Genomic DNA, 24,977 nt, shown 5'->3' on the forward strand with positions numbered 1-24,977 from the left:
CCGGCCCTTGCCTAACATGGAGCAATGCAGAGTGTCGCGGAGGCCCTCGACCGGCTCAGTGGTCTGGCGGCCTCGCCGACGGTCGCGACGCTCGCGCACGCCTTCGACGCCGCCGGGTACGAGCTGTCGCTCGTGGGCGGGCCCGTGCGCGACGCGTTCCTCGGCCGCAGCACGAACGACCTCGATTTCACGACGGATGCCACGCCCGACGAGATCCTCGCGGTCGTCAAGCCGATCGCCGAGGCGCACTGGGACATCGGCCGCGCGTTCGGCACGATCGGCGCGCTCGTGCACGGACACACCGTCGAGATCACGACCTACCGCGCCGACGTGTACGATGGCAATTCGCGCAAGCCCGAGGTGGCGTTCGGAACCTCGCTCGTCGACGACCTCGAACGCCGCGACTTCACCGTCAACGCGCTCGCGCTGCGCCTTCCGCGCCTCGAGCTCGTCGACCCGTCGGGCGGCGTCGATGACCTGATCGCGGGCGTGCTGCGCACCCCGGCCCCGCCAGAGGTCTCGTTCGGCGACGACCCGCTCCGGATGATGCGCGCCGCGAGGTTCGCCTCGCAGCTCGGGTTCGAGGTCGAGGCCGGCACCCTCGACGCGATGTCGGCCTTCGCAGCCGAGATCGACCGGATCTCGGCCGAGCGCGTGCGTGACGAGCTGTCGAAGCTGCTGATCACGTCGGCGCCGCGCCACGGCATCCGGCTGCTCGTCGAGAGCGGCATCGCCGCCCGGGTGCTGCCCGAGATCCCCGCGCTCATGCTCGAGATCGACGAGCACCACCACCACAAGGACGTCTACGAGCACTCGCTGACCGTGCTCGACCAGGCCATCGACTACGAGGTCTCCCGAGGCAACCTCTCCTCGCCCGACCTGGTCGTGCGGCTCGCGGCGCTGCTGCACGACATCGGCAAGCCGGCGACGCGGAGGCTGGAGCCCGGCGGGGCGGTGTCGTTCCACCACCACGACATGGTCGGCGCGAAGCTCGCCCGGAAGCGCCTGCGCGCCCTGCGCTTCGACAACGACACGATCGCCGCGGTCTCGCGGCTGATCGAGCTGCACCTGCGATTCTTCGGGTACACGGATGCCGCGTGGTCCGACTCGGCCGTGCGCCGGTACGTGCGCGACGCGGGCGACCAGCTCGAGCGGCTGCACATCCTCACCCGTGCCGACGTCACGACCCGCAACCGCCGCAAGGCCGACCGGCTCGGCTTCGCGTACGACGACCTCGAGGAGCGCATCGCGCAGCTCGCCGAGGAGGAGGAGCTCGCCGCAGTGCGTCCCGAGCTCGACGGTCAGCAGATCATGGCGGCGCTCGGCGTGCGCCCGGGACCGATCGTGGGCGAGGCGTACAAGTTCCTGCTCGACCTGCGGCTCGACGAGGGCCCGGTCGGGCCGGATGTCGCGCGCGAGCGCCTCCTCGCCTGGTGGGCAGCCCGCCAGTCGGCCGCCCCCGGCGCCTGATGTGCGCGTCGAGGTGACATCCGTTACGATGTGAAGGTTGCCCGTGCGCCGCATTCGCGGCCTCCTCGGGTCGACGCATGTACACCCTCCTGTCACAGACCGTCTGTGACCGCTTGAGTCCGAAGGAGGTGGGTCTGTCATGCACCAGTACGAGCTGATGGTCATCCTCGATCCGTCGATCGATGAGCGCACCGTTGCTCCGAGCCTCGACAAGTTCCTCAACGTCATCCGCAACGATGGCGGCACCGTCGACACCGTCGACATCTGGGGCAAGCGTCGCCTGGCCTACGAGATCGACAAGAAGTCCGAGGGCATCTACGCCGTCGTGAACTTCACCGCCGAGTCGGCCACGACCAACGAGCTCGACCGCCAGCTGAACCTCAGCGAGGCCGTCATGCGCACCAAGGTCCTCCGTGCCGAAGAGGCTGTCGCGCGCGCCGAGAAGATCCAGGCCGCCGACGCCAAGCGCGCCGCCAAGAAGGCGACCGCCGCAGCGAGCAAGGCCGCCGCCGCCAAGAAGGACGCCTAGTCCCCATGGCCGGCGAGACCATCATCACCGTGGTGGGCAACCTCACCGCCGACCCCGAGCTGCGCTACACGCAGAACGGGCTCGCGGTCGCGAACTTCACGATCGCGTCGACCCCCCGCACGTTCGACCGCCAGGCGAACGAGTGGAAGGACGGCGAGGCACTGTTCCTGCGCGCGAGCTGCTGGCGCGAGTTCGCCGAGCACGTCGCAGGTTCACTCACCAAGGGAACCCGGGTCATCGCTTCCGGGCGTCTCAAGCAGCGCTCCTACGAGACGAAGGAGGGCGAGAAGCGCACCAGCATCGAGCTCGAGATCGACGAGATCGGGCCGAGCCTGCGCTACGCCACCGCGTCCGTGACGCGCGCCCAGTCCAACCGCGGCGTCGGCGGCGGCTCCTTCGGGGGCGGCCAGCAGTCCGATGACGCATGGGCGCCCAGCGCTCCCGCACAGCAGTCCTCGGGCGGCGGCGACGTCTGGAACACCCCGGGCACCACCTACGGCGACGAGACGCCCTTCTAACATTCACGACTGGTCTCGAGACGCGTCCGGCCCCGCCGGCCGCTCCTCGACCAGTGAGTACACATCAAAGGATCAGTAATGGCTGGAAAGAGCAGCGGCGACCGCCGCAAGCCTCGCGGCAAGGGCGCGAAGAACGCCGCCCCCGCGAAGTCCGTCAAGGTCGGCGTCATCGACTACAAGGATGTCGCGACCCTTCGGAAGTTCATCTCGGAGCGCGGCAAGATCCGCGCCCGCCGCATCACCGGTGTCTCCGTGCAGGAACAGCGCCTCATCGCCCGCGCCGTGAAGAACGCGCGCGAGATGGCCCTCCTGCCCTACTCGGGCTCCGGCCGCTAAGGAGCACGGAAATGGCAAAGGTTATCCTCACGCACGAGGTCTCGGGTCTCGGCGCCGCCGGCGACGTGGTCGAGGTCAAGAACGGCTACGCCCGCAACTACCTCGTTCCCCAGGGCTTCGCGACCCCGTGGACCCGCGGTGGCCAGAAGCAGGTCGACCAGATCAAGGCCGCCCGCGCCGCGCGCGAGCTGCACTCGATCGAGGACGCGCAGGCGCTCAAGGCGAAGCTCGAGTCGGGCAAGGTCAAGCTGGCCGTCAAGGCCGGCCTCGGCGGCCGCCTGTTCGGGTCGGTCAAGACGGCGGATGTCGCGACGGCGGTCGCCGACGCCGGTCTCGGCCAGGTCGACAAGCGCAAGATCGAGATCCCCACGCCGATCAAGTCGGTCGGCGACCACGAGGCGACGATCAAGCTGCGCGACGACGTGACGGCGACGATCATCCTCCAGGTGGTCGCGGCCAAGTAGTCGCACACGCACTCGACGCGGCGGCGGGCTCCGGCCCGTCGCCGCGTCGTCGTGTTCGGCCCGGCTACGAGAGGCTCCTACACCCGTTCGACGCACATTCGCATGTCCCCTCTTCAGGGGCGTTGTCCTCATGTTCGTCCACAGGTGGACAACGGGCCGGCGGAGAAGCGGAAGAAAGTTTTCCCCCACAGGTGTGGAATCTCACAAGGCCTGATGAGCGGGGAATTCAGGTTGTGTGATTCGACCGAATTCCACAGTTCTCCACAGGTGGTGTGCACACGTTCCGCGGTGTTTCGCGCAGACTGTTCACAGAGTTATCCACAGGCTGGCTTGTGCCCCGAATGACCCTTCCCTAGGGTGAGTCAGCGTCCACGAACGATGTCGCGTGCGGCCCTCGCACTGCTCGTCTCGAGGGCATGTCGGGGGTCCGGTCGACACTGGATCGGGGGACGGGGCGACGAGCCCTGAGAGGCAAATCGGAGGTCATCAGTTGTCGATCGCGCACATCGGGATCGCCGAACCCCTCGATGACCCCGAGGCTCGCCGGGGCGAGCGCACACCGCCGCACGACCTGCTCGCAGAGCAGAGTGCGCTCGGCGGCATGATGCTCTCGAAGGATGCCGTCGCCGACGTCATCGAGACGCTCCGAGGCGTCGACTTCTACGTGCCCAAGCACGAGGTCGTGTTCAACGCCATCCTGTCGTTGTACTCGCACGGTGAGCCGACCGACGTCATCGCCGTCACCGACGAGCTCACCAAGACCGGCGAGCTGCAGCGCGCCGGCGGCGTGGAGTACCTCCACACGCTCACGAGCATCGTGCCCACCGCGGCGAACGCCGGCTACTACGCGGCGATCGTGGCCGAGCGGGCGCTGCTGCGCCGACTCGTCGAGGCCGGCACGCGCATCGTGCAGATGGGCTACGCGGGCGAGGGCGAGGTCGTCGAGCTCGTCAACAACGCCCAGGCCGAGATCTACTCGGTGACCGGTTCGGTCGAGAGCGAGGACTACGTCCCCCTCACCGATGCGATCGGCACCGCGATCGACGAGATCGAGGCGGCCAAGCACACCGACGGCAAGATGACCGGCGTGCCGACCGGCTTCGCCGACCTCGACGACCTCACCAACGGCTTCCACCCCGGGCAGATGATCATCGTCGCGGCACGTCCGGCCATGGGCAAGTCCACGCTGGCGCTCGATTTCGCGCGCTCAGCGGCGATCACCAACGACATGCCCACGATCTTCTTCTCGCTCGAGATGGGGCGCAGCGAGATCGCGATGCGCCTGCTGTCGGCCGAGGCATCCGTGCCGCTGCAGAACATGCGCAAGGGCACCGTCGACACCCGCGACTGGACCACGATCGCCTCGACCCGCGGGCGCATCAACGACGCGCCGCTGTACATCGACGACTCGCCGAACATGACGCTCGTCGAGATCCGGGCGAAGTGCCGCCGGCTCAAGCAGCGCGTGGGGCTCAAGATGGTCGTGATCGACTACCTCCAGCTCATGACGAGCGGCAAGCGCGTCGAGAGCCGACAGCAGGAGGTGTCGGAGTTCTCGCGTGCCTTGAAGCTCCTCGCGAAGGAGCTGCAGGTTCCGGTGCTCGCGCTCTCGCAGCTCAACCGAGGCCCCGAGCAGCGCGCCGACAAGATGCCGGCCCTCTCCGACCTTCGCGAGTCGGGCTCGATCGAGCAGGATGCCGACATGGTGATCCTGCTCCACCGCGAGTCGGCCTACGAGCGCGACAGCCCGCGCGCGGGCGAGGCCGACCTCATCGTCGCCAAGCACCGCAACGGTCCGACCCGCACCGTGACGGTGGCGTTCCACGGGCACTTCTCGCGGTTCGCCGACATGGTGCAGGTGTAGCTCTTCGACTTGCCGACGGCCCCGAACGTTGACGACACCGTCGCCACGCGATGACGGAATGGGCCGTGCTCAGCGCAGCGACCGGAACCGCGCGGCGCCCACGATCAGCGCGAGCGCCCCGCCGATCGCCGACACGAGCGGTACCGCGGCGACGGCGAGTGCGATCGTGTTCGGCCGGAAACGCAACCCGTCGGGGCCAGTGATGTAGGCCCCGATCGGCACCGAGAAGCCCCCGCCGCCCCCGCCGCTCCCCTCACCGTGTCCTGCGATCGACTTGCCGGCCTCCGGCATGTCGCCGGAGCCCTCGCCGGCGCCGAAGCCGAACACGACGAACGCGACGGGCACGGCCTCCTGCCCGCCGATCGTGGTCTTCTCGCCGTATGCAACCCTCGCGCCCCACGAGGGGACCGATTCCGCCAGGTTCTCGATGAGCTTCCCCATGATCCGACGGTACGCGCGTTCGTCGCGCGCGACCAGAGCAGTCGGATGAACTCCGATTGACTCAGGCGAGTGCGCTTGCGATGCTGGCACCGACCCGTGACGCAGCGCAGCCGGAAGGCGGTCGACATGGTCCTGTCCACACGGGCGATGGATGCGAAGCGGTCCATCGCGATCGTCACCTCGTCCTTCGCGAGCATGCAGGATGTCGCGGGCGACCCGGACGCGATGGACTTCACGTTCGGCAATCCGCACGAGATGGCCCTGCCGGGGCTCGTCGACGCCATGCGCGCGCAGCTCGAGCCGAGGTCGGTGGACTGGTACGCCTACAAGTCCAGTGAGCGCGGCGCGCAGGAGGCGGTGGCCGCGGGGCTCCGAGGCGAGCTCGGGCTCGACTTCGAACCCGACGACATCGCGATGACGCAGGGAGCATTCGGTGCCATCTCGCTCGCGCTCGCCATGCTGGCCGATGCGGGTGACGAGGTCGTGATCCCGAATCCGGGATGGTTCTGCTACGCCCCCATGCTCCACGCGGCTGACCTGGTCCCCGTGGGTGCGCCGCTCGCACCCGTGGACTTCGACCTCGACGTCGACGAGATCGCCCGCGCCATCACGCCGCGCACGCGGATCGTGATCGTCAACTCGCCGGCGAATCCGACCGGCAGGGTGTACCCGAAGGAGACGTGGGATGCCCTCGCGGCGGTCCTCGACGAGGCATCCCGCCGACACGGTCGTCGGATCTGGCTGGTGTCGGACGAGCCCTACCGGCGGATCCGCTTCGACGGCATCGGCTTCTCCAGCCCGGCCGGGTCATACCCCTGGACCGTGATCGACTACAGCTACGGCAAGGTCCTCCTCGCGCCAGGCCAGCGCCTCGGATACCTGGCGATCTCGCCCCTACTCGAGCCCGCCGAACGGCGGGCATTGCGCGAGGCGTGCATGCCGATGCAGCTGGCGATCGGCTGGGGTTTTCCCGACGCGCTCATGCAGTACTCGGTGCCGGCGCTCGAGGCCGTGTCGATCGACGTCGCCGAGCTGACCCGCAAGCGCGATCGGCTGTACGGTGCGCTCCGCGACGTCGGATACCACTTGACGAGGCCGGAGGGCACCTTCTACCTGTGGGGCCGGGCCCCGGGCGGTGACGCGGTCGCCTACTGCGCGGGTCTCGCCGAGCGCAATGTCCACCTCATGCCCGGCACCCTGTTCGACCAGCCGGCGCACTTCCGCATCTCGCTCACCGCGACCATGGAGACGATCGAGCGCGCGCTGCCGGCACTCATCGACGCAGCCGCGGCATCCGCCTGACGGCACTCCACGACGTTCGCCGGAGGGGTTCCGCTCGATCGGAACGCTCATGCGGCTTGTGCAACGACGCATCCAGGCTTAGCATGTCTCCGCGCGATAGTTGAATACCAAATTCTATTATCGAACACGCCGAAGCCGTCACCCACACCACACAACGACGTGAGGAGCACCTCGTGCAGTTCCACCACCACGGATACGTCTCCGGAGACCCGCGGGTGCAGCCCGCCGCGGGCGTCGGACTCGACCGGCCCGACGAGCTGCCCGACGAGGTCGACGTGCTCATCGTGGGCACCGGACCGGCCGGCGTCGTCGCGGCGGCGCAGCTCTCGCAGTTCCCGAACGTGGTCACGCGGATCATCGACCGTCGCCCCGGCCGTCTCGAGATCGGCCAGGCCGACGGCATCCAGGCGCGCAGCGTCGAGACCTTCCAGGCGTTCGGATTCGCCGAGCGCATCATCGCCGAGGCCTACCGCATCACCGAGATGGCGTTCTGGAAGCCCGACCCCGCGAACCCCCGCAACATCCATCGCGCCGCGGTCACGATCGACGACCCCGCGGGAGTCAGCGAGTTCCCCCACCTCATCGTCAACCAGGCGCGCGTGCTCGACTACTACTGCGAGTTCATGCGGAACTCCCCGACGCGGATGACGCCCGACTACGGCTACGAGTTCAGGGGCCTCCAGATCACGGATGGTGCGGAGTACCCGGTCACCGTCACGCTCGCGCACACCGCGGGCGAGCACGCGGGCAGCGAGCGCGTCGTGCGCGCCAAGTACGTCGTCGGCGCCGACGGCGCCCGCAGCGGCGTCCGCGAGGCGATCGGGGCGAAGCACATCGGCGCCCAGTCCTTCCATGCCTGGGGCGTCATGGACACGCTCGCCGTCACCGACTTCCCCGACATCCGCACCAAGTGCTCGATCCAGTCGGAGGCGGGCAACATCCTGCTGATCCCCCGCGAGGGCGGCTACCTGTTCCGCATGTACGTCGACCTCGGCGAGGTGAGCCCCGAGGACCACGGTCGCATCCGGAGCACCTCACTCGACCAGGTCATCGCGAAGGCGAACGAGATCCTGCACCCGTACACGCTCGACGTGCGCAACGTCGCCTGGCACAGCGTGTACGAGGTGGGCCACCGCGTCACCGACCGGTTCGACGACGTGCCCGTCGAGCTGCAGGGGACCCGCACGCCCCGCGTGTTCATCACGGGCGACGCGTGCCACACGCACAGCGCGAAGGCGGGCCAGGGCATGAACGTGTCGATGCAGGACGGCTGGAACATCGGCTGGAAGCTCGGCCACGTGCTCGACGGGCGCAGCCCGGAGTCGCTGCTGGCGACCTACCACGCGGAGCGCCACGTCGTCGCGCAGGACCTCATCGACTTCGACCGCGAGTGGTCGACCCTGATGGCGAAGAAGCCCGAGGAGTTCGAGAACCCGTCGGAGCTCGAGGACTTCTACGTCCGCACGGCGGAGTTCCCCGCCGGGTTCATGACGCAGTACGCACCGTCGCTCATCGTCGGCGGGGCCGAGCACCAGGAGCTCGCGTCGGGTTTCCCGGTCGGCAAGCGCTTCAAGTCGGCGCCCGCCTCGCGAGTCGCAGACGGGAACCCCGTCCACCTCGGCCACCACCACCGGGCGGATGGGCGGTGGCGAATCTACGCATTCGCCGATGCCGCGGCGCCCGGCGAGTCGTCGGCTCTCGCCGAGTGGGCGAGCTGGATGGCGGAGGCCTCCGATTCTCCCGTGAACACCCACACGCCCCAGGGCGCCGAGCTCGACAGCGTCTTCGACGTGAAGGTCGTGTACCAGCAGGCGCACGGCGACGTCGACCTCGGGAAGGTTCCTCCGCTGTTCCTCCCACGTACGGGACCTTTCGAGCTCATCGACTACGAGAAGGTCTACGCCGTCGATCCCGAGCACGACATCTTCGACCTGCGGGGCATCGACCGCGGTGGCGTCGTCGTGGTGGTGCGTCCCGACCAGTACGTCGCGCACGTGCTGCCGCTGACCGCGGACGACGAACTGGCCGCGTTCTTCCGGCAGAACCTGGTCGCGCGGCGCAGCCTCGTGGCGCACTGACCTCAGCGCGCGCGGCCGCGTTGTCGCCGACGCATGAGGGCCGGGTCGCGAGCAGCGATCCGGCCCTTCCATTTCAGGCGCCGTAGTTGCGCGCCACGCTGCGGGCCGCGGCCTTCAGCCGCTCCGCGATCTCCGCTTCCGGACGCGGGAACGAGACGTGGATCACGGCGATTGCGGCGGGCGGCTGGCCCGGCAGCGTGAGCGGCACGGCGACCGACCGCAGCGAGGGCACGACCTCGTCCTGGCTGAGCGTGTAACCGCGAGCGCGGCTGTCGGCCATCTCCGCGCGCAGGTCGTCGGAGACATCCGCCGGCCATGCGCTCTCGGGCAGGCCCAGCAGGATGGCCTTGCCGGGCCCTCCGCGGGTGATCGGATGGCGGTGGCCCGGTCGATACGAGACGACGGCCGTCGTCTGGCGGGGCGCCGCGCTGACCAGCGTGACGGCCTCCTCGGCATCGACCAGCACGGCGACCAGGCACGTCATGCCGAACTCGTTGGCGACCGCGCTGAGCTCGGGCAGCGCGACCTGCTGGAGGTCGCGCGCCACACCCGACGCGAGCGCGGCGAGCCCAGTGCCGAGCATGAGCCGGCCCGCGCCGTCGCGCGCGACGAGGCCGTGCTCCTCGAGGGTGCGCAGCAGGCGATACGCCACCGACCGGTGCACCCCGAGCCCGGCGGCCACCTCGTCGATCGACAGGTTGCGCTCGGCGTCGGCGAGGATCTCGAGGGCCCGGATGCCGCGGCTCAGCGTCTGCGACCCCGCTCCCCCGGCCGGCTTGTCTGCGGTCATCGCCCGCCCTTCGTCGGTCGTCGTGCTGGTTCTCCCGGTCGTCCCGACCCGGGGATGCGACGCCCGGGGCTCGTTCGATAGTAGGACGCGACGAACGGATTCCGAACACTCGGCCGGAAGGACGACTCGCCCAGCGGGATCTCTCGGCGAGACCGTGGCCGAGATCCGGCGATCGAGCGTCCCCGCAGTTTCGCCGCGTGAAAGAACCGCGGGAGTTTCACGCCGATCGCGGCGTAATGATGGAGGAACGTCCGCGGCGGGACGTATCGTGATCGAGCAGCAGTGCCGCCGCGCCCGGCTCCCCCGCCGGACGGCATCCCGCACCGATCCATCCGGAGATGCCGCGTCGCATCGAGAGCATGGTCGCCGCGACGAGAAGGAGAGCGAATGACGCGCATCGGCGTCGTCACCGAGCAGGGCTCGGAGACCCGGGTCGCCGCCACGCCGGCGACCGTGAAGCAGTTGGTCGGCCTCGGGTACGAGGTGGCGGTCGAGCAGGGAGCGGGCGCGCGGTCGTCGTTCCCCGATGAGGCGTACGCCGACGCGGGTGCGATCGTGGTGCCGCGCACCGAGGCATGGGCGAGCGCCATCCTGCTGAAGGTCAACGCGCCCACGGCCGACGAGATCGCGCTGCTGCAGCCGGGAACCACGGTGGTGGCGCTGCTGAGTCCTGCCCTCCGCCCCGACCTGCTCGAGGCGCTCGCCGCGCGCGGCGTGACGGCGCTCGCGCTCGACGCGGTACCGCGCATCTCGCGTGCGCAGTCGATGGACGTGCTGAGCTCGATGGCGAACATCGCGGGCTACCGGGCCGTCGTCGAGGCGGCGCACGAGTTCGGCCGGTTCTTCACGGGCCAGGTGACCGCGGCGGGCAAGGTGCCGCCGGCGAAGGTCCTCGTGGCCGGCGCGGGCGTGGCCGGGCTCGCGGCGATCGGCGCGGCATCCAGCCTCGGCGCGATCGTGCGCGCCACCGACCCGCGGCCCGAGGTCGCCGACCAGGTCAAGTCGATCGGCGGCGAGTACCTGAAGGTCGAGGTCGAGGTCGAGCAGTCCACCGACGGGTATGCCAAGGCGACGAGCGAGGCCTACGACCGGCGGGCGGCCGAGATCTACTCCGAGCAGGCGGCCGACGTCGACATCATCATCACCACCGCGTTGATCCCGGGCCGTCCGGCGCCGCGGCTCATCACGGCGGCCGATGTCGCGTCGATGAAGCCGGGCAGCGTGATCGTCGACATGGCGGCCGGCCAGGGCGGCAACGTCGAGGGATCGGTCGCGGGCGAGCGCGTGGTCACCCCGAACGGCGTGATCATCCTCGGCTACACCGACCTGGCGTCGCGGCTTCCCGCCCAGGCGTCGCAGCTGTACGGCACCAACCTGGTGAACCTCGTCAAGCTGCTCACGCCCGGCAAGGACGGCCGGCTGGCCATCGACTTCGACGACATCGTGCAGCGCTCGGTCACGGTCGTGCGCGACGGCGAGATCACATGGCCGCCTCCGCCGGTGCAGGTCTCGGCGGCCTCGGCCCCGGCGGCGGCGAAGCCGGCAGCGGATGTCGCGGCCGCGTCATCCGCTGCCAAACCGAAGCGCGGACTCACGACGGGCGGCCGCATCGGGCTCATCGCCGCGGGCATCGCGGTGCTCTTCCTCGTGAACGCGGTCGCGCCCGATCCCCTGCCGCAGCACTTCACAGTGCTCGCGCTCTCGGTCGTGGTCGGGTTCTACGTGATCGGCAAGGTCGCGCACGCGCTGCACACCCCGCTCATGAGCGTGACGAACGCGATCTCGGGCATCATCATCGTGGGCGCCATCCTGCAGGTCACGAGCGACGTGCCCATCGTGCAGGTCCTCTCGGCGGTCGCCATCCTGATCGCCAGCATCAACATCTTCGGCGGGTTCGCGGTCACCCGGCGCATGCTCGGCATGTTCGCCAGGGGCGACCGGACGACGAGCTGACCGCGACACGACTTTCCGTCCCTGCTGAGGAGCCCCCAGAGTGCCTGAATCCCTGTTGACCCCCGACTCCGTCGCCGGCGCCGCGTACCTCGTCGCGGCCCTGCTGTTCATCCTGAGCCTCGCCGGCCTGAGCCGGCACGAGACCGCCCGAGCCGGTGTCGTCTACGGCATGATCGGCATGGCGATCGCGCTCGTCGCGACCGTGTGGCTGACGTTCACCGACGCCTGGGGCGAGCCCTCCGCCACCGTCGGCCTGATCATCCTGGTCGTCACGATGCTCATCGGCGCGGCGATCGGCCTGTGGCGTGCCCGCATCGTGCAGATGACCGGGATGCCCGAACTGATCGCGCTGCTGCACAGCTTCGTCGGCCTCGCGGCCGTGCTGGTCGGCTGGAACGGGCACCTGGAGGATCCGGGCCTCGAGGGCGCGCTCGCCGACATCCACCACGCCGAGGTCTTCATCGGCGTGTTCATCGGCGCCGTCACGTTCACCGGTTCGATCGTGGCGTTCCTCAAGCTGTCGGCGCGAATGAAGTCGGCGCCGCTCGTGCTGCCGGGCAAGAACGTGCTCAACCTCGGTGCGCTCGTCGTGTTCGTCGGCCTGACGGTCTGGTACGTCATCACCCCGCAGCTGTGGTTGCTGATCGCGGTGACCGCGCTCGCACTGGCACTCGGATGGCACCTCGTCGCCTCGATCGGCGGCGGCGACATGCCGGTCGTCGTGTCGATGCTGAACAGCTACTCCGGATGGGCCGCGGCCGCGGCCGGCTTCCTCCTGAACAACGACCTGCTCATCGTGACCGGTGCGCTCGTCGGCTCCTCGGGTGCCTACCTGTCGTACATCATGTGCAAGGCCATGAACCGCTCGTTCATCTCGGTCATCGCCGGCGGGTTCGGCATCGAGGCGCCGAAGAAGGGCGACGAGGAGGTCGGCGAGCACCGCGAGATCCAGGCCGAGGATGCCGCGGAGCTGCTGGTGAATGCCTCGAGCGTGGTGATCACCCCCGGGTACGGCATGGCCGTCGCGCAGGCGCAGTACCCCGTGGCCGAGTTGACGTCGAAGCTGCGCGAGCGCGGCATCGACGTGCGGTTCGGCATCCACCCCGTCGCCGGCCGCCTGCCGGGCCACATGAACGTGCTGCTCGCCGAGGCCAAGGTTCCGTACGACATCGTGGAGGAGATGGACGAGATCAACGACGACCTCGCCTCCACGTCGGTGGTGCTCGTGATCGGTGCGAACGACACGGTCAACCCGGCTGCGGCGGAGGACCCGGGCAGCCCGATCGCCGGCATGCCGGTGCTGCGGGTCTGGGAGGCCGACAACGTCATCGTGTTCAAGCGGTCCATGGCGAGCGGTTACGCCGGCGTGGCCAACCCGCTGTTCTACCGCGACAACGCGCAGATGCTCTTCGGCGACGCCAAGGAGCGCGTGGAGGACATCCTCAAGGCGCTCTGAGCACGGGCACGGGCATCGCCGCCACGACGCGCCGCGTAGGATTGAACGGTTCCCCGTCGAAAGAGGTCTCCGTGGCCGATGCCCGCGATGCCGCCCCCGAACGCGCCGCCTGGCTCGTCCCGGTCGTGCGCGGCGCCCTGGCGCTCGTGCCGTCGGCGGTGATCACGTTCTCGCAGGACCACTCCCCCGCGCTCGGCCTCACGGTGTTCGGCGCGTGGGCGGTCGCCTCGGGCGTGATCGTGGGCGCCCTGTCGGCGCGGCTCGTCGCCGACCGCCTCGCCCGATGGACGTTCGTCGTGAACGGCGTGCTCACGGCCGCTGCCGGTCTCACGGCGCTCGGGCTCCGCGACACCGCACCGAACGGTGTCGCCGCGTTCACGTTCACCGTGGCCGTGTGGGCGGCCGTCACCGGCATCCTCGAGCTGATCGCCGGGTTGCGATCGCGCGGCCGGATCGCCGCCGCCCGCGACTGGATCACCGCGGGCGCGCTCACCGCGGTGCTCGCGCTCGTGTTCGTCCTCCTCCCGCTCGATCCCGTCACCGCGGTCGGCCTGCTCGGCGCGTACTTCGTGGTGCTCGGCGTGCTGCTGCTGATCGGCGGGTTCTCGCTCAAGTGGGCCGCCACCGGGCCGGTCGGCACCGGCGACGCGGCATCCGGATCGGAGCACTCGTGACCCAGCCTCCCGGCGACGACTACCGCCCCAGCCGGCGCGAGGTGCTGCGCCCCGCCGAGTACGTGGGCGGCGCGGCGATCGCGGCCGTCTTCACGGCGCTCATCGTGCTGATGACGACGCGCGACTGGACCATCACGCTGATCACCGCCGGCGGCACCTTCATCGTGGTGCTCATGGTGCTCGCCCTGCTCGCGATGACGATCAAGCCCAACCCGGGCGAGCACGGCGACGGCACGGGCGGCGATCCGGCGCGCAAGGATCCGTCCGCCGACTGACGCGACGGCGTCGAGCTCCGCGCTTCCACGGCGCCCGCGGGGGACACGCGAGTCCCGTGTTGGTGCGGGTGCACCCGCAGAAACCCGGGATTCGAGGGATGGCTCGGGTCCGCCTGTGGGGGGTGTCGCCCGCTCCGGGCACGCGAGTTCCGGGTTCGTGCGGGTGCACCCGCAGAAACCCGGGATTCGGGTGACGGGAGGGAACGGGCATGGGCGCGAGCCGTGGGGGCGCGAGGGCCTCGGGACGCGACCGCCCGAGGGGGTTACGCGTCGAGGCGGTCGACGAGCTCGTCGGCGAGGCCGATGTAGGTGGCCGGCGTCAGCGCGAGCAGGCGCTGCTTCGCGGCATCCGTGATCTCGAGGCCCTGCACGAACTCGGCGAGCTCGGTCGCGCCGACGCGCTTGCCGCGCGTGAGCTCCTTGAGCAGCGCGTACGGATCGGCGATCGTCGAATCGCCGGCGGCGACCTCGGCGCGGATGAGCGTCTGGATCGCCTCGCCGAGCACCTCCCAGTTGCCGTCGAGGTCCTCGAGCAGCAGTGCGCTGTCGAGGTCGATCTCGCCGAGCCCGCGCAGGATGTTGTCGAGCGCGAGCACCGAGTGACCGAAGCCGACGCCGATGTTGCGCTGCGAGCTCGAGTCGGTGAGGTCGCGTTGCAGGCGCGAGGTCACCAGCGTCGCCGCGAGCGAGTCGAGCACGGCCGACGACAGCTCGAGGTTCGCCTCGGCGTTCTCGAACCGGATCGGGTTGACCTTGTGCGGCATCGTCGACGAGCCGGTGGCGCCGGCGGCGGGGATCTGGCGGAAGTAGCCGAGCGAGATGTACGTCCAGATGTCGGTCGCGAGGTTGTGCAGCACGCGGTTCGCGTGCGAGATGCGGCCGTAGAGCTCGGCCTGCCAGTCGTGCGACTCGATCTGCGTCGTGAGGGGGTTCCAGGTGAGCCCGAGCGACTCGACGAACTCGCGCGAGACCTCGGGCCACGCGACATCCGGTGCCGCGACGAGGTGCGCCGAGAACGTGCCGGTCGCGCCGGAGAACTTGCCGAGGTACTCGGTCGCCTCGACCTGCGCGGCGATGCGCTGCAGGCGGTGGGCGAAGACCGCGAGCTCCTTGCCCATCGTCGTCGGCGTCGCCGGCTGCCCGTGCGTGCGTGACAGCATCGGCGCATCGCGGTGCTCGCGCGCCAGCTCGGCGAGCCGGGCGATCACGGCGCGGTACTTCGGCAGCCAGACCTGCGCGACGGCATCGCGCACGGTGATCGCGTACGAGAGGTTGTTGATGTCCTCGCTCGTGCAGGCGAAGTGCGTGAGCTCGGCGAGGTTCGACAGCCCGAGCTGGTCGAGCTTGCCGCGCACGTAATACTCGACGGCCTTCACGTCGTGCCGCGTGGTCGCCTCGACGCGCGCCAACTCGTCGATGTCGGCCTGGCCGAAGTCGGCGACGATCGCCCGCAGCGCCTGCTTCTCGTCGTGGGACAGCGCGCTCGTGCCGAAGAAGCCGCGGTCGGTCTGGGCGATGAGCCACTCGATCTCGACGTGCACGCGCGCCCGGTTCAGGCCCGCCTCGGAGAGGTGCTCGCCGAGCTCGCCGACGGCGGCGCGGTACCGGCCGTCGAGGGGGCTGAGCGGCTGGGGAGGCAGCGAAGTCATCGGAGTCCTTGTCTGAGAGCGGGAGCGAGTTGCCGGAACAGCGCCGACGTCGACCGCTCTATCATCCCAAGAACCCGATCGAAGGTCGCATCGTCGCTGTAGTACGGGTCGGGCACGTCCTGCAGCGGCGAGAGCTCGGAGTCGAACTCGAGCAGCAGCCGCACCTTGTGCTCGTCGTGCGCGCTGCGCGCCCAGTTGCGGAGCACGCGCGACTGCCCGCGGTCGAACGCGACGACGAGGTCGAGCTGCGGGAAGTCGTCGGGGTCGAACTGGCGGGCGCGGTGCCTGGTGCCGTCGTAGCCGGCGCGGGCCAGCGCATCGATGGTGCGCGCGTCGGCGCGCTCGCCGACGTGCCAGTCGCCGGTCGCCGCCGATTCGATGGCGATCCGCTCCTCGAGGCCGGCGCGTTCGGCCAGCGCGCGCAGCACCACCTCGGCCATGGGCGACCGGCAGATGTTCCCGGTGCACACGAACGAGACTCGGAATCGCTGCGCGGGCTCCCCCCCGGGTTCCGCTCGCGTCATGGCACCTATTGTGGAGGAGTCCGGCCCGTTCGGAACAGAGTCGGATCCGGTGGGGGTATCCCCGGGACGGGGGCGAGCGCGCGACGGTGGAGGTGGCGATGGCGGATGCGCCGGACGCCGACGTGCAGGTCGACGAGGCGCTGGTCGCGCGCCTGGTGGCCGCGCAGCATCCGTCGTTCGCCGGTCCGGTCGAGCTCGTCGCGAACGGGTGGGACAACGCGATCTTCCGCCTCGGCGACCGATGGGCGGTGCGGATGCCGCGGCGCGCGCTCGGCGATCGGCTCGTGCGCTCGGAGCAGCGGTGGCTTCCCGTGGTCGCCGGGTCGCTTCCCGACGGCGTCCGTGCGCCGGTTCCCGTGGCGATGGGCGAGCCGGGCGAGGGCTACCCGTACGCGTGGAGCATCACGCCGTGGTTCGAGGGCGTGCCCGCGTCATCCGTCGGCCCGGCCGAGCGCCGACCCATCGCCCAGGCGCTCGCCGACGTGATCGTGGCCATCGGGGAGCCCGCACCCGGCGGGGCGCCGACGAACGCGTACCGCGGCGTGCCGTTGGCCGAGCGCGACGAGGTCGTCGCGGAGCGGCTCGCGTCGGGTCGGCTCGAGCGGCTGGTCGCGGCGGATGTCGCGGGGCTTGCCGCGGTGTGGTCCGAGGCCCTCGCCGCGCGACCGTGGGACGGCTCGCCGCGGTGGGTCCACGGCGATCCGCACCCGGGCAACCTGCTGCTCGGCCGCGCCGGCGGCGGCGTGTGGACCCTCGCGGCGGTGCTCGACTTCGGCGACCTCACGGCGGGCGACCCGGCGACCGACCTGGCGGCGGCGTGGCTCGTGTTCGATGCGCCCGGCCGCGCCGTGTTCCGACACCGGGTCGAGCGGTTACGGGCGACGGAGGCGTCGGACTGGGCGCGGGCGCGCGGCTGGGCGCTCGCGATGGGCTCCGCGATCGTCGACACGATCGGCGTGGATGGACCGATCGGCCGGGTGGGCGCGCACGCGCTGTCGGAGGTGCTGGCGGACTGATCGCCCCGCGTGCGGGAGGACCCGTCCTCCCCAGGCCGGCGGTCGCGCATCGACACCACCTCATGGGGTGAGTCCGCCGGGACGGCCCCGCGGCCGACGGAGACTCGCCGGGTGACCACCTTAGACCCCGCGCCGTTCCCGATCGCGTTCGACGTCGGAGCCGCTGCCGCGGATCGCCGGCTCGAGGCCATCGACCACGTGCTGTTCGGCCTCCGCGCGTTCCGCGCCGAGGTCGAGCAGGTCCGGCCCGGGCTCGTGCTCGATCGCATCGAGGGCTGGCACTCCATGGCGGCCGACCGGTACTCGGCGGGCGCGGTCGAGGTGCGCTACTCGCTCGCCGGCGCCGAGCAGTTCCTGCTCGATGCCGAGGCCGAGCTCGTCGCTGCGCGCGACCGACTTCTCGAGGGGGGCCGATGAGCGAACTCGAGGTCCGCGGGGGCGGCGAGACGTCGGTCGAGACCGATGCGCTGCTCGCCGAGGCCGTGCGCCTCACGGCAGCCGCGCACATCATGGCGGAATGGGCGGCGCGTGCCTCGGCCCTGCGGCGACGTCTCGACGACCTGGGCGTGGCCGAAACCGGATGGGCCGCCGGGCTCGCGATCGACACCGCACAGGCCGGTTTCGATGCGGCCGGCCGATCCGCGTCCGCCCTCGCCGAGGCACTGCTCCTCGGCGGCGGCGCCTACGCCGCCGCCGAGACGCTTGCGGCGGGTCTCGCCGAGGCGGCACGCCGCGTCGCGGCCGGTCTGCTCGGCATGGCCGCGCCGACCCTGCTGGTGGCGGGAACCTCGGCGGCCGCCCTCGCCCTCGGCCCGCCCGCGGCGTACAGCCTGGTCCAGATGATCCTCTCCCCCGTCGAGCATGCGGCGGCCGTCGACCGCCTGGTCCGCGAGCACGGTCTGCCGATCCTGTCCGACCCCTCCTTCGTGGGGCTCGTGCGTGCCGCGGCCGATCACGCCGACGAGTTCCTCGCCGGGCTGTTCCGGAGCCAGCCGCTGTTCGCCGCGGGCACGGCGCTCGAGGCGCCCGAGAACGCGAACCTGCTGCTCGCCGCCGCGGGCGTGGTCGGCCTGGTCACGGGCGCTCGGGCAGTACGGGAGACGTCCGTGACGGTGACGGAGGTCGCGGACCGCCGCGACGACCCCGCCGCGGCGACGACCGCGAGCCGGCCGGGCCCGGTGCGCGGCGTCGGCGACCTGGCCGCGCGGATCCCGCCGTCCGAGCCCGGGGAACCCCAGATCCGCATCGAGCGGTACGAGACCGAGGCAGGGGCGCGGTGGATCGTGTACTCCGGCGGCACCGTCGACTTCGGCCTCACTCCCGCCCGGGAGCCGTACGACATGACGGCGAACCTCCACGGCGCCGCCGATGCGTCGGTTCTGGGCGACCTCGTCGGCCTCCCGGTCGAGGCGGCCGCCTCCGAACGCGCGGTGCGCGACGCGATGCGGCAGGCCGGCGTCTCCCCGGACGAGCCCGTGATCGTCGTCGGGCACTCCGCCGGCGGGATGGTGGCGGCGAACCTCGCCGCCGACCGCGGTCGCGACCTCGACGTCGTCGCCGCCGTCAGCCTGGGCGGGCCCGTCGAGCAGGTGACGACGGGCGAGACCCCGGTGCTCGCGGTCGCCCACAGCGAGGATCTCGTCCCGGCGACCGGCGGCTCCGGCGTGGCGGCCGCCGGTCGCATCGAGGTCGAGCGCAGCGTCGGCGAACTGACGCCGAAGGCGGGCGACTCGGTGCCGGCGCACGCGCTCGCGCAGTACCAGGGCACCGCGCGCCTGATCGATCGCGACGACGATCCGCGGCTGCGGGAGTTCCACGACCTCGTGAGCTCGTTCACCGGCGGCCGGTCCGCCGTCGAGGTGTCGCTCTGGCACGCCGAGCGCAGCCCACCCGACTAGTTGCGCGGACGGACCACCAGGCCGATGAGCCAGCTGATGATGCCGAGCACGAGCGCGCCGAGGACGCCCCACCAGAAGCTCTCGACCTCGAGCCCGAAGCCGATCAGGCCGCTGATCCAGTCGACGATGAGCAGCAGCAGGCCGTTCACGATGAACGAGATGAGCCCGAGCGTGAGCACGTACAACGGGAATCCGACGATGCGGATGAAGGTTCCGACGGTGGCGTTGACGATGCCGAAGATGAGCGCGATGAGCAGGTACGTGAGCACCGTGGCGAGCTCGGTCTCCTCGTACGGCACCACCCGGACCCCCGACACGATGAGCGTCGTCAGCCACAGTGCGAACGCCGAGACGAGGACCTTCAGCAGGAAGCGCATGCCCCGAGTATGGCAGCGGACCCCGGCACGCCGAAGGGGTACGGTGGAATCCGTGACCGCACCGGAGCCCACGACCGCACACGTACGCCTGCGCCCCGAGATCGCCGCCCTCCCCCCGTATCGACAGGGCCGCCCCGCTCCTGCCGACGGCTTCAAGCTCTCCAGCAACGAGAACCCGTGGCCGCCCGTTCCGGCCGTGGAGCGGGCGATCGCCGCCGCCGCCGCCCAGGTGAACCGGTATCCGGATGCCACGGCGCTCACGCTCCGCGAGAAGCTCGCCGAGCGCTACGGCGTCACGGCCGACGAGGTGCTGGTCGGCGCCGGGTCGGTGGCGCTCCTCGCCCAGTTCGTGCTCGCGGCCGCGGGACCCGACGACGAGGTGGTCTACTCGTGGCGCTCGTTCGAGGCCTATCCCGGTCTCGTGACGGTGGCCGGCGCGCGCAGCGTGCAGGTGCCGAACCGCGACGACCACGGGCACGATCTCGATGCGCTCGCCGACGCCGTCACCGAGCGTACGCGGGTGATCATCGTGTGCTCCCCGAACAACCCCACCGGCGTCGCCGTCACGCGCGACGAGTTCGACCGGTTCATGGCGCGCGTGCCGTCCGACCGACTCGTCCTGCTCGACGAGGCGTACGCGGAGTTCGTGCGCGGCGAGGAGTCCGTCGACGGCAGCCGGCTGATCCGACGACACCCGAACCTCGTCGTGCTCCGCACGTTCTCGAAGGCATACGGCCTCGCGGGCGTCCGCGTCGGCTATGCGATCGGGCCGGTGGAGATCCTCGATGCCGCCCGGGCGACGGCGATCCCCCTGGGCGTCACCGGGGTCGCCACGGCCGGCGCACTCGCCGCGCTCGAGCCCGAGGCCGAGGCCGAGCTGCTCCGTCGCGTCGACGCGCTCGTCGAGCGGCGCGACGCGCTCCGCAACGCGCTCGTCGCCCAGGGGTGGGCCATTCCCGTGGCGCAGGGCAACTTCGTGTGGCTGCCCACGCGCGACCGCACGACGGAAGTGGCCGAGCGTCTGTTCGAGCATGGGATCGTCGCGCGGGCGTTCCCCGGCGACGGCATCCGGGTCTCCGTCGGCGAACCGGAGTCTGTGGACGTACTCCTAAGGGTTCTCGGGGAGCTTGTCGGACCTTCACAAGAAGGGCCCTCCACCTAGCGGGTACCGTGGAACGGTGGCAGCCCCCTCACGCGACTTCACCGCACCGACGGTCCAGCTCCTGACGCCCGAGGGCGACCTGCGTCCGACCCCCGAGGCTGAAGGCTACGTCTCCCTCGTCGAGGCGCTGCCCGACGCGACGCTCGAGCAGTTCTACCGCGACATGGTGCTCTCGCGCCGCCTCGACGTCATGGGCGCGAACATGCAGCGGCAGGGCCAGCTCGCACTGTGGGTGCCGAGCCACGGCCAGGAGGCCGCGCAGGTCGGCTCCGTCCGCGCCGCCCGCCCGCAGGACCACATCTTCCCCTCCTACCGCGAGCACATCGTGGGCATGGTCCGCGGCCTCGACCCCGTCGGCATCCTGCGGCTGCTAAAGGGCGCGACCCTCGGCGGCTGGAATCCCGAGGAGAACGGCAACTTCCACCTCTACACGCTCGTGCTCGCGTCGCAGACCCTGCACGCCACCGGGTACGCGATGGGCCTCCAGTTCGACGGCGCGACCGCCACGGGCGACCCCGAGACGGATGCCGCGGTGCTCGTCTACTACGGCGACGGCTCGACGTCGCAGGGCGACGCCAGCGAGGCGCTCGTGTTCGCCTCGAGCTACAACACTCCGCAGGTGTTCTTCGTGCAGAACAACCACTGGGCCATCTCCGTACCGGTCTCACGGCAGTCGCGCAGCCCGCTCTCGCTCCGCGGCGGCGGCTTCGGCATGCCCGGCATCCGCGTGGACGGCAACGACGTGTTGGCCAGCTACGCGGTCACGCGTCAGGCGCTCGAGGAGGCCCGTGCGGGCGACGGGCCGACCTTCATCGAGGCGGTCACGTACCGCATGGGCGCGCACACCACCGCCGACGACCCCACGAAGTACCGCACCGACGACGAGGTCGCGTACTGGACGGCGCGCGACCCGATCACGCGCTACCGCACGTGGCTCGAGGGCCGCGGTGCGCCATCCGCCTTCTTCGACGAGGTCGACGAGGAGGCGGCGGATGTCACCGCCGACGTGCGCGCACGCACGCTGGAGATCACCGCTCCCCCGCGTCGCGACATCTTCGCGCACGTGTACAGCGAGCCCCATCCGCTGATCGAGGCGCAGGCGGCGTGGCTCGAGGAGTACGAGAACTCGTTCGAAGGAGACCAGGCATGACCGTCGAGACGGCCCAGACGCTCGCGGGTGCGCCCGCCGAGGCCGATGCGGGCGGGCTCCGCGGCGTGCACACCCTCTCGATGGCCAAGGCGATCACCGCCGGCCTGCGCGAGGCGATGCGCTCCGACGAGAAGGTGCTGCTCATGGGCGAGGACATCGGCGCGCTCGGCGGCGTGTTCCGCGTGACCGAGGGGCTGCTCGCCGAGTTCGGCGACAAGCGGGTGCTCGACACCCCCCTCGCGGAGTCGGGCATCGTCGGCACGGCGATCGGGCTCGCGATGCGCGGCTACCGCCCGGTCCTCGAGATCCAGTTCGACGGGTTCATCTTCCCCGCGTTCGACCAGATCACCACGCAGCTCGCCCGGCAGACCCTGCGGCACGACGGCACGGTGTCGATGCCGGTCGTCATCCGCGTGCCCTACGGCGGCCACATCGGCTCGATCGAGCACCACCAGGAGAGCCCAGAGGCGTACTTCGCGCACACGCCCGGCCTGCGGGTGGTCAGTCCGTCGAGCCCGCACGACGCGTATTGGATGATCCAGGAGGCGATCGCCTCGAACGATCCGGTCCTCTTCTTCGAGCCGAAGAGCCGGTACTGGCCCAAGGGTCCCGTCGACCACGACCACTCCGGGTCCCCACTGCACGCGAGTCGCGTGGTGCGGCGGGGCGACGACGTCACGGTCGTCGGGCACGGCGCGATGGTCGCCACCCTCCTGCAGGCCGCCGACATCGCTGCCGGAGAAGGCCGCAGCCTCGAGGTCGTCGACCTTCGGTCGCTCTCCCCCATCGACTACGGTCCCATCGTCGACTCCGTGCAGCGCACCGGTCGGCTCGTCGTCGCGCAGGAGGCGTACGGCTCGGTCAGCGTGGGCTCCGAGATCGCCGCGACGGTCGCCGAACGCGCCTTCTACTCGCTCGAGGCGCCCGCGCTGCGCGTCTCAGCGTTCGACACCCCGTTCCCGCCCGCCGCGCTCGAGACCGAGTACCTCCCGAGCGCCGACCGCGTGCTCGAGGCCGTCGACCGCGCGCTGGCGTACTGATCCGATCGACCACCCGAGGAGCACGATGAGCGAGATCCGGTTCCCCCTTCCCGATGTGGGCGAGGGACTCACCGAAGCCGAGATCGTGCAGTGGCGCGTCGCGCCCGGCGATCGCATCGCGCTCGACCAGGTGTTCGTCGAGATCGAGACGGCGAAGTCGCTCGTCGAGCTGCCGAGCGCCTTCGAGGGCACGGTCGCCGAGCTCCTCGTCGAGGAGGGCCGGACGGTCGACGTCGGCACCCCGATCCTGGTCATCCGAACGGATGCCGCTGGCGGCATGTCTCCCGCCGAGCCGGCGTCGCCGGCCCCGCAGGCCGTCTCGCCCGAGGCACCCTCCGCGGCCCCCGCCGCCGAGGCCGAGGGAGGTGCGGTGCTCGTCGGCCATGGAAGCACGGGTCCATCGCGCAGCCGTCGTCGTCGCCATCCGTCTCCAGGCGGCGCGCACGAGCACCTCGTCCCGCCGTCGCCGGCCGACGTCGCCGCACCGTCCGTGGCGCCGGCGACCGGTGCGGTCGCTGAACCGGGGCGCCCGGTCGAACGCCCCGACGACGGTGTGCCGGTGATCGCCAAGCCCCCGATCCGCAAGCTCGCCAAGGACCTCGGCGTCGACCTCTCGCGTGTGACGCCGACCGGCCCGATCGGTGACGTGACCCGCGACGACGTCATCCGCGAGGCGAGCCAGGCGAGCGTGTTCCGCAACATCCAGACGCCCGAGCTGCCGGCCGACCGCGAGACGCGCATCCCGGTCAAGGGCGTGCGCAAGGCCATCGCCCAGACCATGGTCCAGAGCGCATACTCCGCACCGCATGTATCCGTGTTCGTCGACGTCGACGCCACGCGCACGATGGAGTTCGTCAAGCGCCTGAAGGCCTCGGCCGACTTCGCCGGCGTCAAGGTCTCGCCGCTGCTGATCATGGCGAAGGCCATGATCTGGGCCGCGCGTCGCAACCCCACGGTCAACGCGCAGTGGACCGACGACGAGATCATCGTCAAGCACTACGTGAACCTCGGCGTCGCGGCGGCCACGCCCCGCGGGCTCATCGTGCCGAACGTCAAGGAGGCGCAGGCCATGTCGATGGTCGAGCTCGCCGCGGCCCTCGAGCAGCTGACCCTGACGGCCCGCGAGGGCAAGACCCAGCCGGCTGAGATGCAGGGCGGCACGATCACCATCACGAACATCGGCGTCTTCGGCATGGACACCGGGACGCCGATCCTGAACACCGGTGAGGTCGCGATCGTCGCGCTCGGCACGATCCGGCAGAAGCCGTGGGTCGTCGACGGCGAGGTGCGCCCGCGCTACGTCACGACGATCGGCGGCTCGTTCGACCACCGCGTGGTCGACGGCGACGTCGCCAGCCGCTTCCTCGCGGATGTCGCCTCGATCATCGAGGAGCCCGCGCTGCTGCTCGAGTAGCGGCTACAGGCGGATCTCGAGCGTCACCGCGTCGTCGGTGCGGGCGACCTCGACCAGGCCCGCCTGCTCGAGCACGCGCCGCGCCGGCAGGTTCGCGACCTCGCACTCGGCGCGCGCGATCGCCGCACCGGTCGAGCGGATGAGCTCGAGCGTCTCGGCCACGACGTGACGCGAGAGGCCCTCGCCCCGGACCGCGGGCACGAGGCCGAAACCGAACTCGACCGCGCCGCGTTCGTCGGGAGGGCCGAAGAGGTTCACGCCGCCGATGGCCGCCCCATCCTCCACTCCCCCGTCGCTCCGGCGCACCAGGTACGGGCCGAACGGCGCCGGGTCGCCGTTGCGGCGCACGGTGCCGACGAACTCGGCGAGCAGTTCGGGCTCGTCGGTGAACGAGTACCCGCCCTCCCAGCCGTCGAGGGGGTCGACGTCGCCGGCGAGCAGGCGCTCGGCGTCGGCGACGGTGAACGGGTGCAGGGCGATCGGAATCGTGGCGAGTTCCACGGCAGACACTCTCGCACGGACCACCGTCGAACGGAGAACCTTGTCCACAATGTTCCGTCACCACGCGACATCCGTTCACCCGATGAACTGATTTTG

25 protein-coding genes are annotated in these 24,977 nt (G+C 70.8%); 19 read left to right on the top strand and 6 right to left on the bottom strand.

Annotation, left to right across the window (positions count from 1 at the left end):
* The first annotated feature begins 24 nt into the window (after positions 1-24).
* From ACZ4TW_RS02195 to dnaB, 6 genes are all read left to right on the top strand, one after another.
* The gene (locus tag ACZ4TW_RS02195) at positions 25-1,470 is read left to right on the top strand and encodes a CCA tRNA nucleotidyltransferase (protein WP_465539698.1); all 1,446 of its coding nucleotides are present in this window, start codon (positions 25-27) and stop codon (positions 1,468-1,470) included.
* A gap of 139 nt (positions 1,471-1,609) precedes the next feature.
* Positions 1,610-1,999 (top strand): 30S ribosomal protein S6, encoded by a 390-nt coding sequence (gene rpsF / locus ACZ4TW_RS02200; RefSeq protein WP_465539700.1) that lies wholly within the window; start codon positions 1,610-1,612, stop codon positions 1,997-1,999.
* A gap of 5 nt (positions 2,000-2,004) precedes the next feature.
* Positions 2,005-2,517, top strand: coding sequence for a single-stranded DNA-binding protein (locus ACZ4TW_RS02205; RefSeq protein ID WP_465539701.1), 513 nt, complete (start codon positions 2,005-2,007; stop codon positions 2,515-2,517).
* 78 nt (positions 2,518-2,595) lie between these two features.
* Positions 2,596-2,853, top strand: coding sequence for a 30S ribosomal protein S18 (gene rpsR, locus ACZ4TW_RS02210; protein WP_092673953.1), 258 nt, complete (start codon positions 2,596-2,598; stop codon positions 2,851-2,853).
* Positions 2,854-2,864: 11 nt separating this feature from the next.
* Complete coding sequence (gene rplI / locus ACZ4TW_RS02215) at positions 2,865-3,317, top strand: 50S ribosomal protein L9 (protein WP_465539704.1); 453 nt, start codon at positions 2,865-2,867, stop codon at positions 3,315-3,317.
* Positions 3,318-3,807: 490 nt separating this feature from the next.
* The gene (gene dnaB / locus ACZ4TW_RS02220; protein ID WP_465539706.1) at positions 3,808-5,181 is read left to right on the top strand and encodes a replicative DNA helicase; all 1,374 of its coding nucleotides are present in this window, start codon (positions 3,808-3,810) and stop codon (positions 5,179-5,181) included.
* Between the two features lie 69 nt (positions 5,182-5,250).
* Here dnaB and ACZ4TW_RS02225 read toward each other — a convergent pair whose 3' ends face one another.
* Positions 5,251-5,622 (bottom strand): hypothetical protein, encoded by a 372-nt coding sequence (locus tag ACZ4TW_RS02225; RefSeq protein ID WP_465539707.1) that lies wholly within the window; start codon positions 5,620-5,622, stop codon positions 5,251-5,253.
* A gap of 126 nt (positions 5,623-5,748) precedes the next feature.
* On the opposite strand from ACZ4TW_RS02225, the gene ACZ4TW_RS02230 reads away from it, so the two are divergent.
* Together ACZ4TW_RS02230 and ACZ4TW_RS02235 are read left to right on the top strand one after the other, a co-directional pair.
* Positions 5,749-6,924: an aminotransferase class I/II-fold pyridoxal phosphate-dependent enzyme gene (locus tag ACZ4TW_RS02230; protein ID WP_465539709.1), complete on the top strand. Its 1,176-nt coding sequence runs from the start codon at positions 5,749-5,751 to the stop codon at positions 6,922-6,924.
* A 173-nt stretch (positions 6,925-7,097) separates the two neighbouring features.
* Positions 7,098-9,002 (top strand): FAD-binding monooxygenase, encoded by a 1,905-nt coding sequence (locus tag ACZ4TW_RS02235; protein ID WP_465539710.1) that lies wholly within the window; start codon positions 7,098-7,100, stop codon positions 9,000-9,002.
* A 73-nt stretch (positions 9,003-9,075) separates the two neighbouring features.
* On the opposite strand, the gene ACZ4TW_RS02240 is transcribed toward ACZ4TW_RS02235, so the two are convergent.
* Positions 9,076-9,792: an IclR family transcriptional regulator gene (locus ACZ4TW_RS02240; RefSeq protein ID WP_465539712.1), complete on the bottom strand. Its 717-nt coding sequence runs from the start codon at positions 9,790-9,792 to the stop codon at positions 9,076-9,078.
* A gap of 387 nt (positions 9,793-10,179) precedes the next feature.
* Between ACZ4TW_RS02240 and ACZ4TW_RS02245 the strand changes: the two genes are divergently transcribed.
* The 4 genes from ACZ4TW_RS02245 to ACZ4TW_RS02260 all read left to right on the top strand — a co-directional run bounded on the left by ACZ4TW_RS02245 (position 10,180) and on the right by ACZ4TW_RS02260 (position 14,150).
* Positions 10,180-11,745, top strand: a complete 1,566-nt coding sequence (locus tag ACZ4TW_RS02245; protein ID WP_465539714.1) for a Re/Si-specific NAD(P)(+) transhydrogenase subunit alpha — start codon at positions 10,180-10,182, stop codon at positions 11,743-11,745.
* Between the two features lie 40 nt (positions 11,746-11,785).
* Entirely contained in the window at positions 11,786-13,201 is a 1,416-nt protein-coding gene (gene pntB / locus ACZ4TW_RS02250) for a Re/Si-specific NAD(P)(+) transhydrogenase subunit beta (protein ID WP_465539717.1), read from the top strand.
* A gap of 71 nt (positions 13,202-13,272) precedes the next feature.
* Entirely contained in the window at positions 13,273-13,875 is a 603-nt protein-coding gene (locus tag ACZ4TW_RS02255) for a DUF308 domain-containing protein (protein WP_465539718.1), read from the top strand.
* Complete coding sequence (locus tag ACZ4TW_RS02260; RefSeq protein WP_465539720.1) at positions 13,872-14,150, top strand: ABC transporter ATP-binding protein; 279 nt, start codon at positions 13,872-13,874, stop codon at positions 14,148-14,150. Before ACZ4TW_RS02255 ends, ACZ4TW_RS02260 begins: the two co-directional genes overlap by 4 nt.
* Before the next feature lie 263 nt (positions 14,151-14,413).
* On the opposite strand, the gene purB is transcribed toward ACZ4TW_RS02260, so the two are convergent.
* The gene (purB, locus tag ACZ4TW_RS02265; protein WP_465539722.1) at positions 14,414-15,799 is read right to left on the bottom strand and encodes an adenylosuccinate lyase; all 1,386 of its coding nucleotides are present in this window, start codon (positions 15,797-15,799) and stop codon (positions 14,414-14,416) included.
* The gene (locus ACZ4TW_RS02270) at positions 15,796-16,323 is read right to left on the bottom strand and encodes a low molecular weight protein-tyrosine-phosphatase (protein ID WP_465539724.1); all 528 of its coding nucleotides are present in this window, start codon (positions 16,321-16,323) and stop codon (positions 15,796-15,798) included. Before ACZ4TW_RS02270 ends, purB begins: the two co-directional genes overlap by 4 nt.
* A 98-nt stretch (positions 16,324-16,421) precedes the next feature.
* On the opposite strand from ACZ4TW_RS02270, the gene ACZ4TW_RS02275 reads away from it, so the two are divergent.
* The 3 genes from ACZ4TW_RS02275 to ACZ4TW_RS02285 all read left to right on the top strand — a co-directional run bounded on the left by ACZ4TW_RS02275 (position 16,422) and on the right by ACZ4TW_RS02285 (position 19,237).
* Entirely contained in the window at positions 16,422-17,339 is a 918-nt protein-coding gene (locus tag ACZ4TW_RS02275; RefSeq protein ID WP_465539726.1) for an aminoglycoside phosphotransferase family protein, read from the top strand.
* 111 nt (positions 17,340-17,450) lie between these two features.
* Positions 17,451-17,756, top strand: a complete 306-nt coding sequence (locus tag ACZ4TW_RS02280; RefSeq protein ID WP_465539728.1) for a hypothetical protein — start codon at positions 17,451-17,453, stop codon at positions 17,754-17,756.
* Positions 17,753-19,237: a hypothetical protein gene (locus tag ACZ4TW_RS02285; protein WP_465539730.1), complete on the top strand. Its 1,485-nt coding sequence runs from the start codon at positions 17,753-17,755 to the stop codon at positions 19,235-19,237. Before ACZ4TW_RS02280 ends, ACZ4TW_RS02285 begins: the two co-directional genes overlap by 4 nt.
* Here ACZ4TW_RS02285 and ACZ4TW_RS02290 read toward each other — a convergent pair.
* Entirely contained in the window at positions 19,234-19,614 is a 381-nt protein-coding gene (locus tag ACZ4TW_RS02290; RefSeq protein ID WP_465539731.1) for a phage holin family protein, read from the bottom strand. The two genes, ACZ4TW_RS02285 and ACZ4TW_RS02290, sit on opposite strands and share 4 nt — an antisense overlap.
* Positions 19,615-19,666: 52 nt before the next feature.
* On the opposite strand from ACZ4TW_RS02290, the gene ACZ4TW_RS02295 reads away from it, so the two are divergent.
* The 4 genes from ACZ4TW_RS02295 to ACZ4TW_RS02310 all read left to right on the top strand — a co-directional run bounded on the left by ACZ4TW_RS02295 (position 19,667) and on the right by ACZ4TW_RS02310 (position 24,380).
* Positions 19,667-20,776, top strand: a complete 1,110-nt coding sequence (locus ACZ4TW_RS02295; protein ID WP_465539733.1) for a histidinol-phosphate transaminase — start codon at positions 19,667-19,669, stop codon at positions 20,774-20,776.
* Positions 20,777-20,792: 16 nt separating this feature from the next.
* Positions 20,793-21,926, top strand: coding sequence for a thiamine pyrophosphate-dependent dehydrogenase E1 component subunit alpha (locus ACZ4TW_RS02300; RefSeq protein WP_465539734.1), 1,134 nt, complete (start codon positions 20,793-20,795; stop codon positions 21,924-21,926).
* Between the two features lie 80 nt (positions 21,927-22,006).
* A complete protein-coding gene (locus tag ACZ4TW_RS02305) occupies positions 22,007-22,966 on the top strand; it encodes an alpha-ketoacid dehydrogenase subunit beta (RefSeq protein WP_465540255.1) in 960 nt (319 codons plus the stop codon).
* Positions 22,967-22,991: 25 nt separating this feature from the next.
* Complete coding sequence (locus ACZ4TW_RS02310; protein ID WP_465539737.1) at positions 22,992-24,380, top strand: dihydrolipoamide acetyltransferase family protein; 1,389 nt, start codon at positions 22,992-22,994, stop codon at positions 24,378-24,380.
* A gap of 3 nt (positions 24,381-24,383) precedes the next feature.
* On the opposite strand, the gene ACZ4TW_RS02315 is transcribed toward ACZ4TW_RS02310, so the two are convergent.
* The gene (locus ACZ4TW_RS02315; protein WP_465539739.1) at positions 24,384-24,881 is read right to left on the bottom strand and encodes a GNAT family N-acetyltransferase; all 498 of its coding nucleotides are present in this window, start codon (positions 24,879-24,881) and stop codon (positions 24,384-24,386) included.
* Positions 24,882-24,977 lie beyond the last annotated feature (96 nt).

This window comes from Agromyces sp. NPDC029043 (assembly GCF_055564615.1).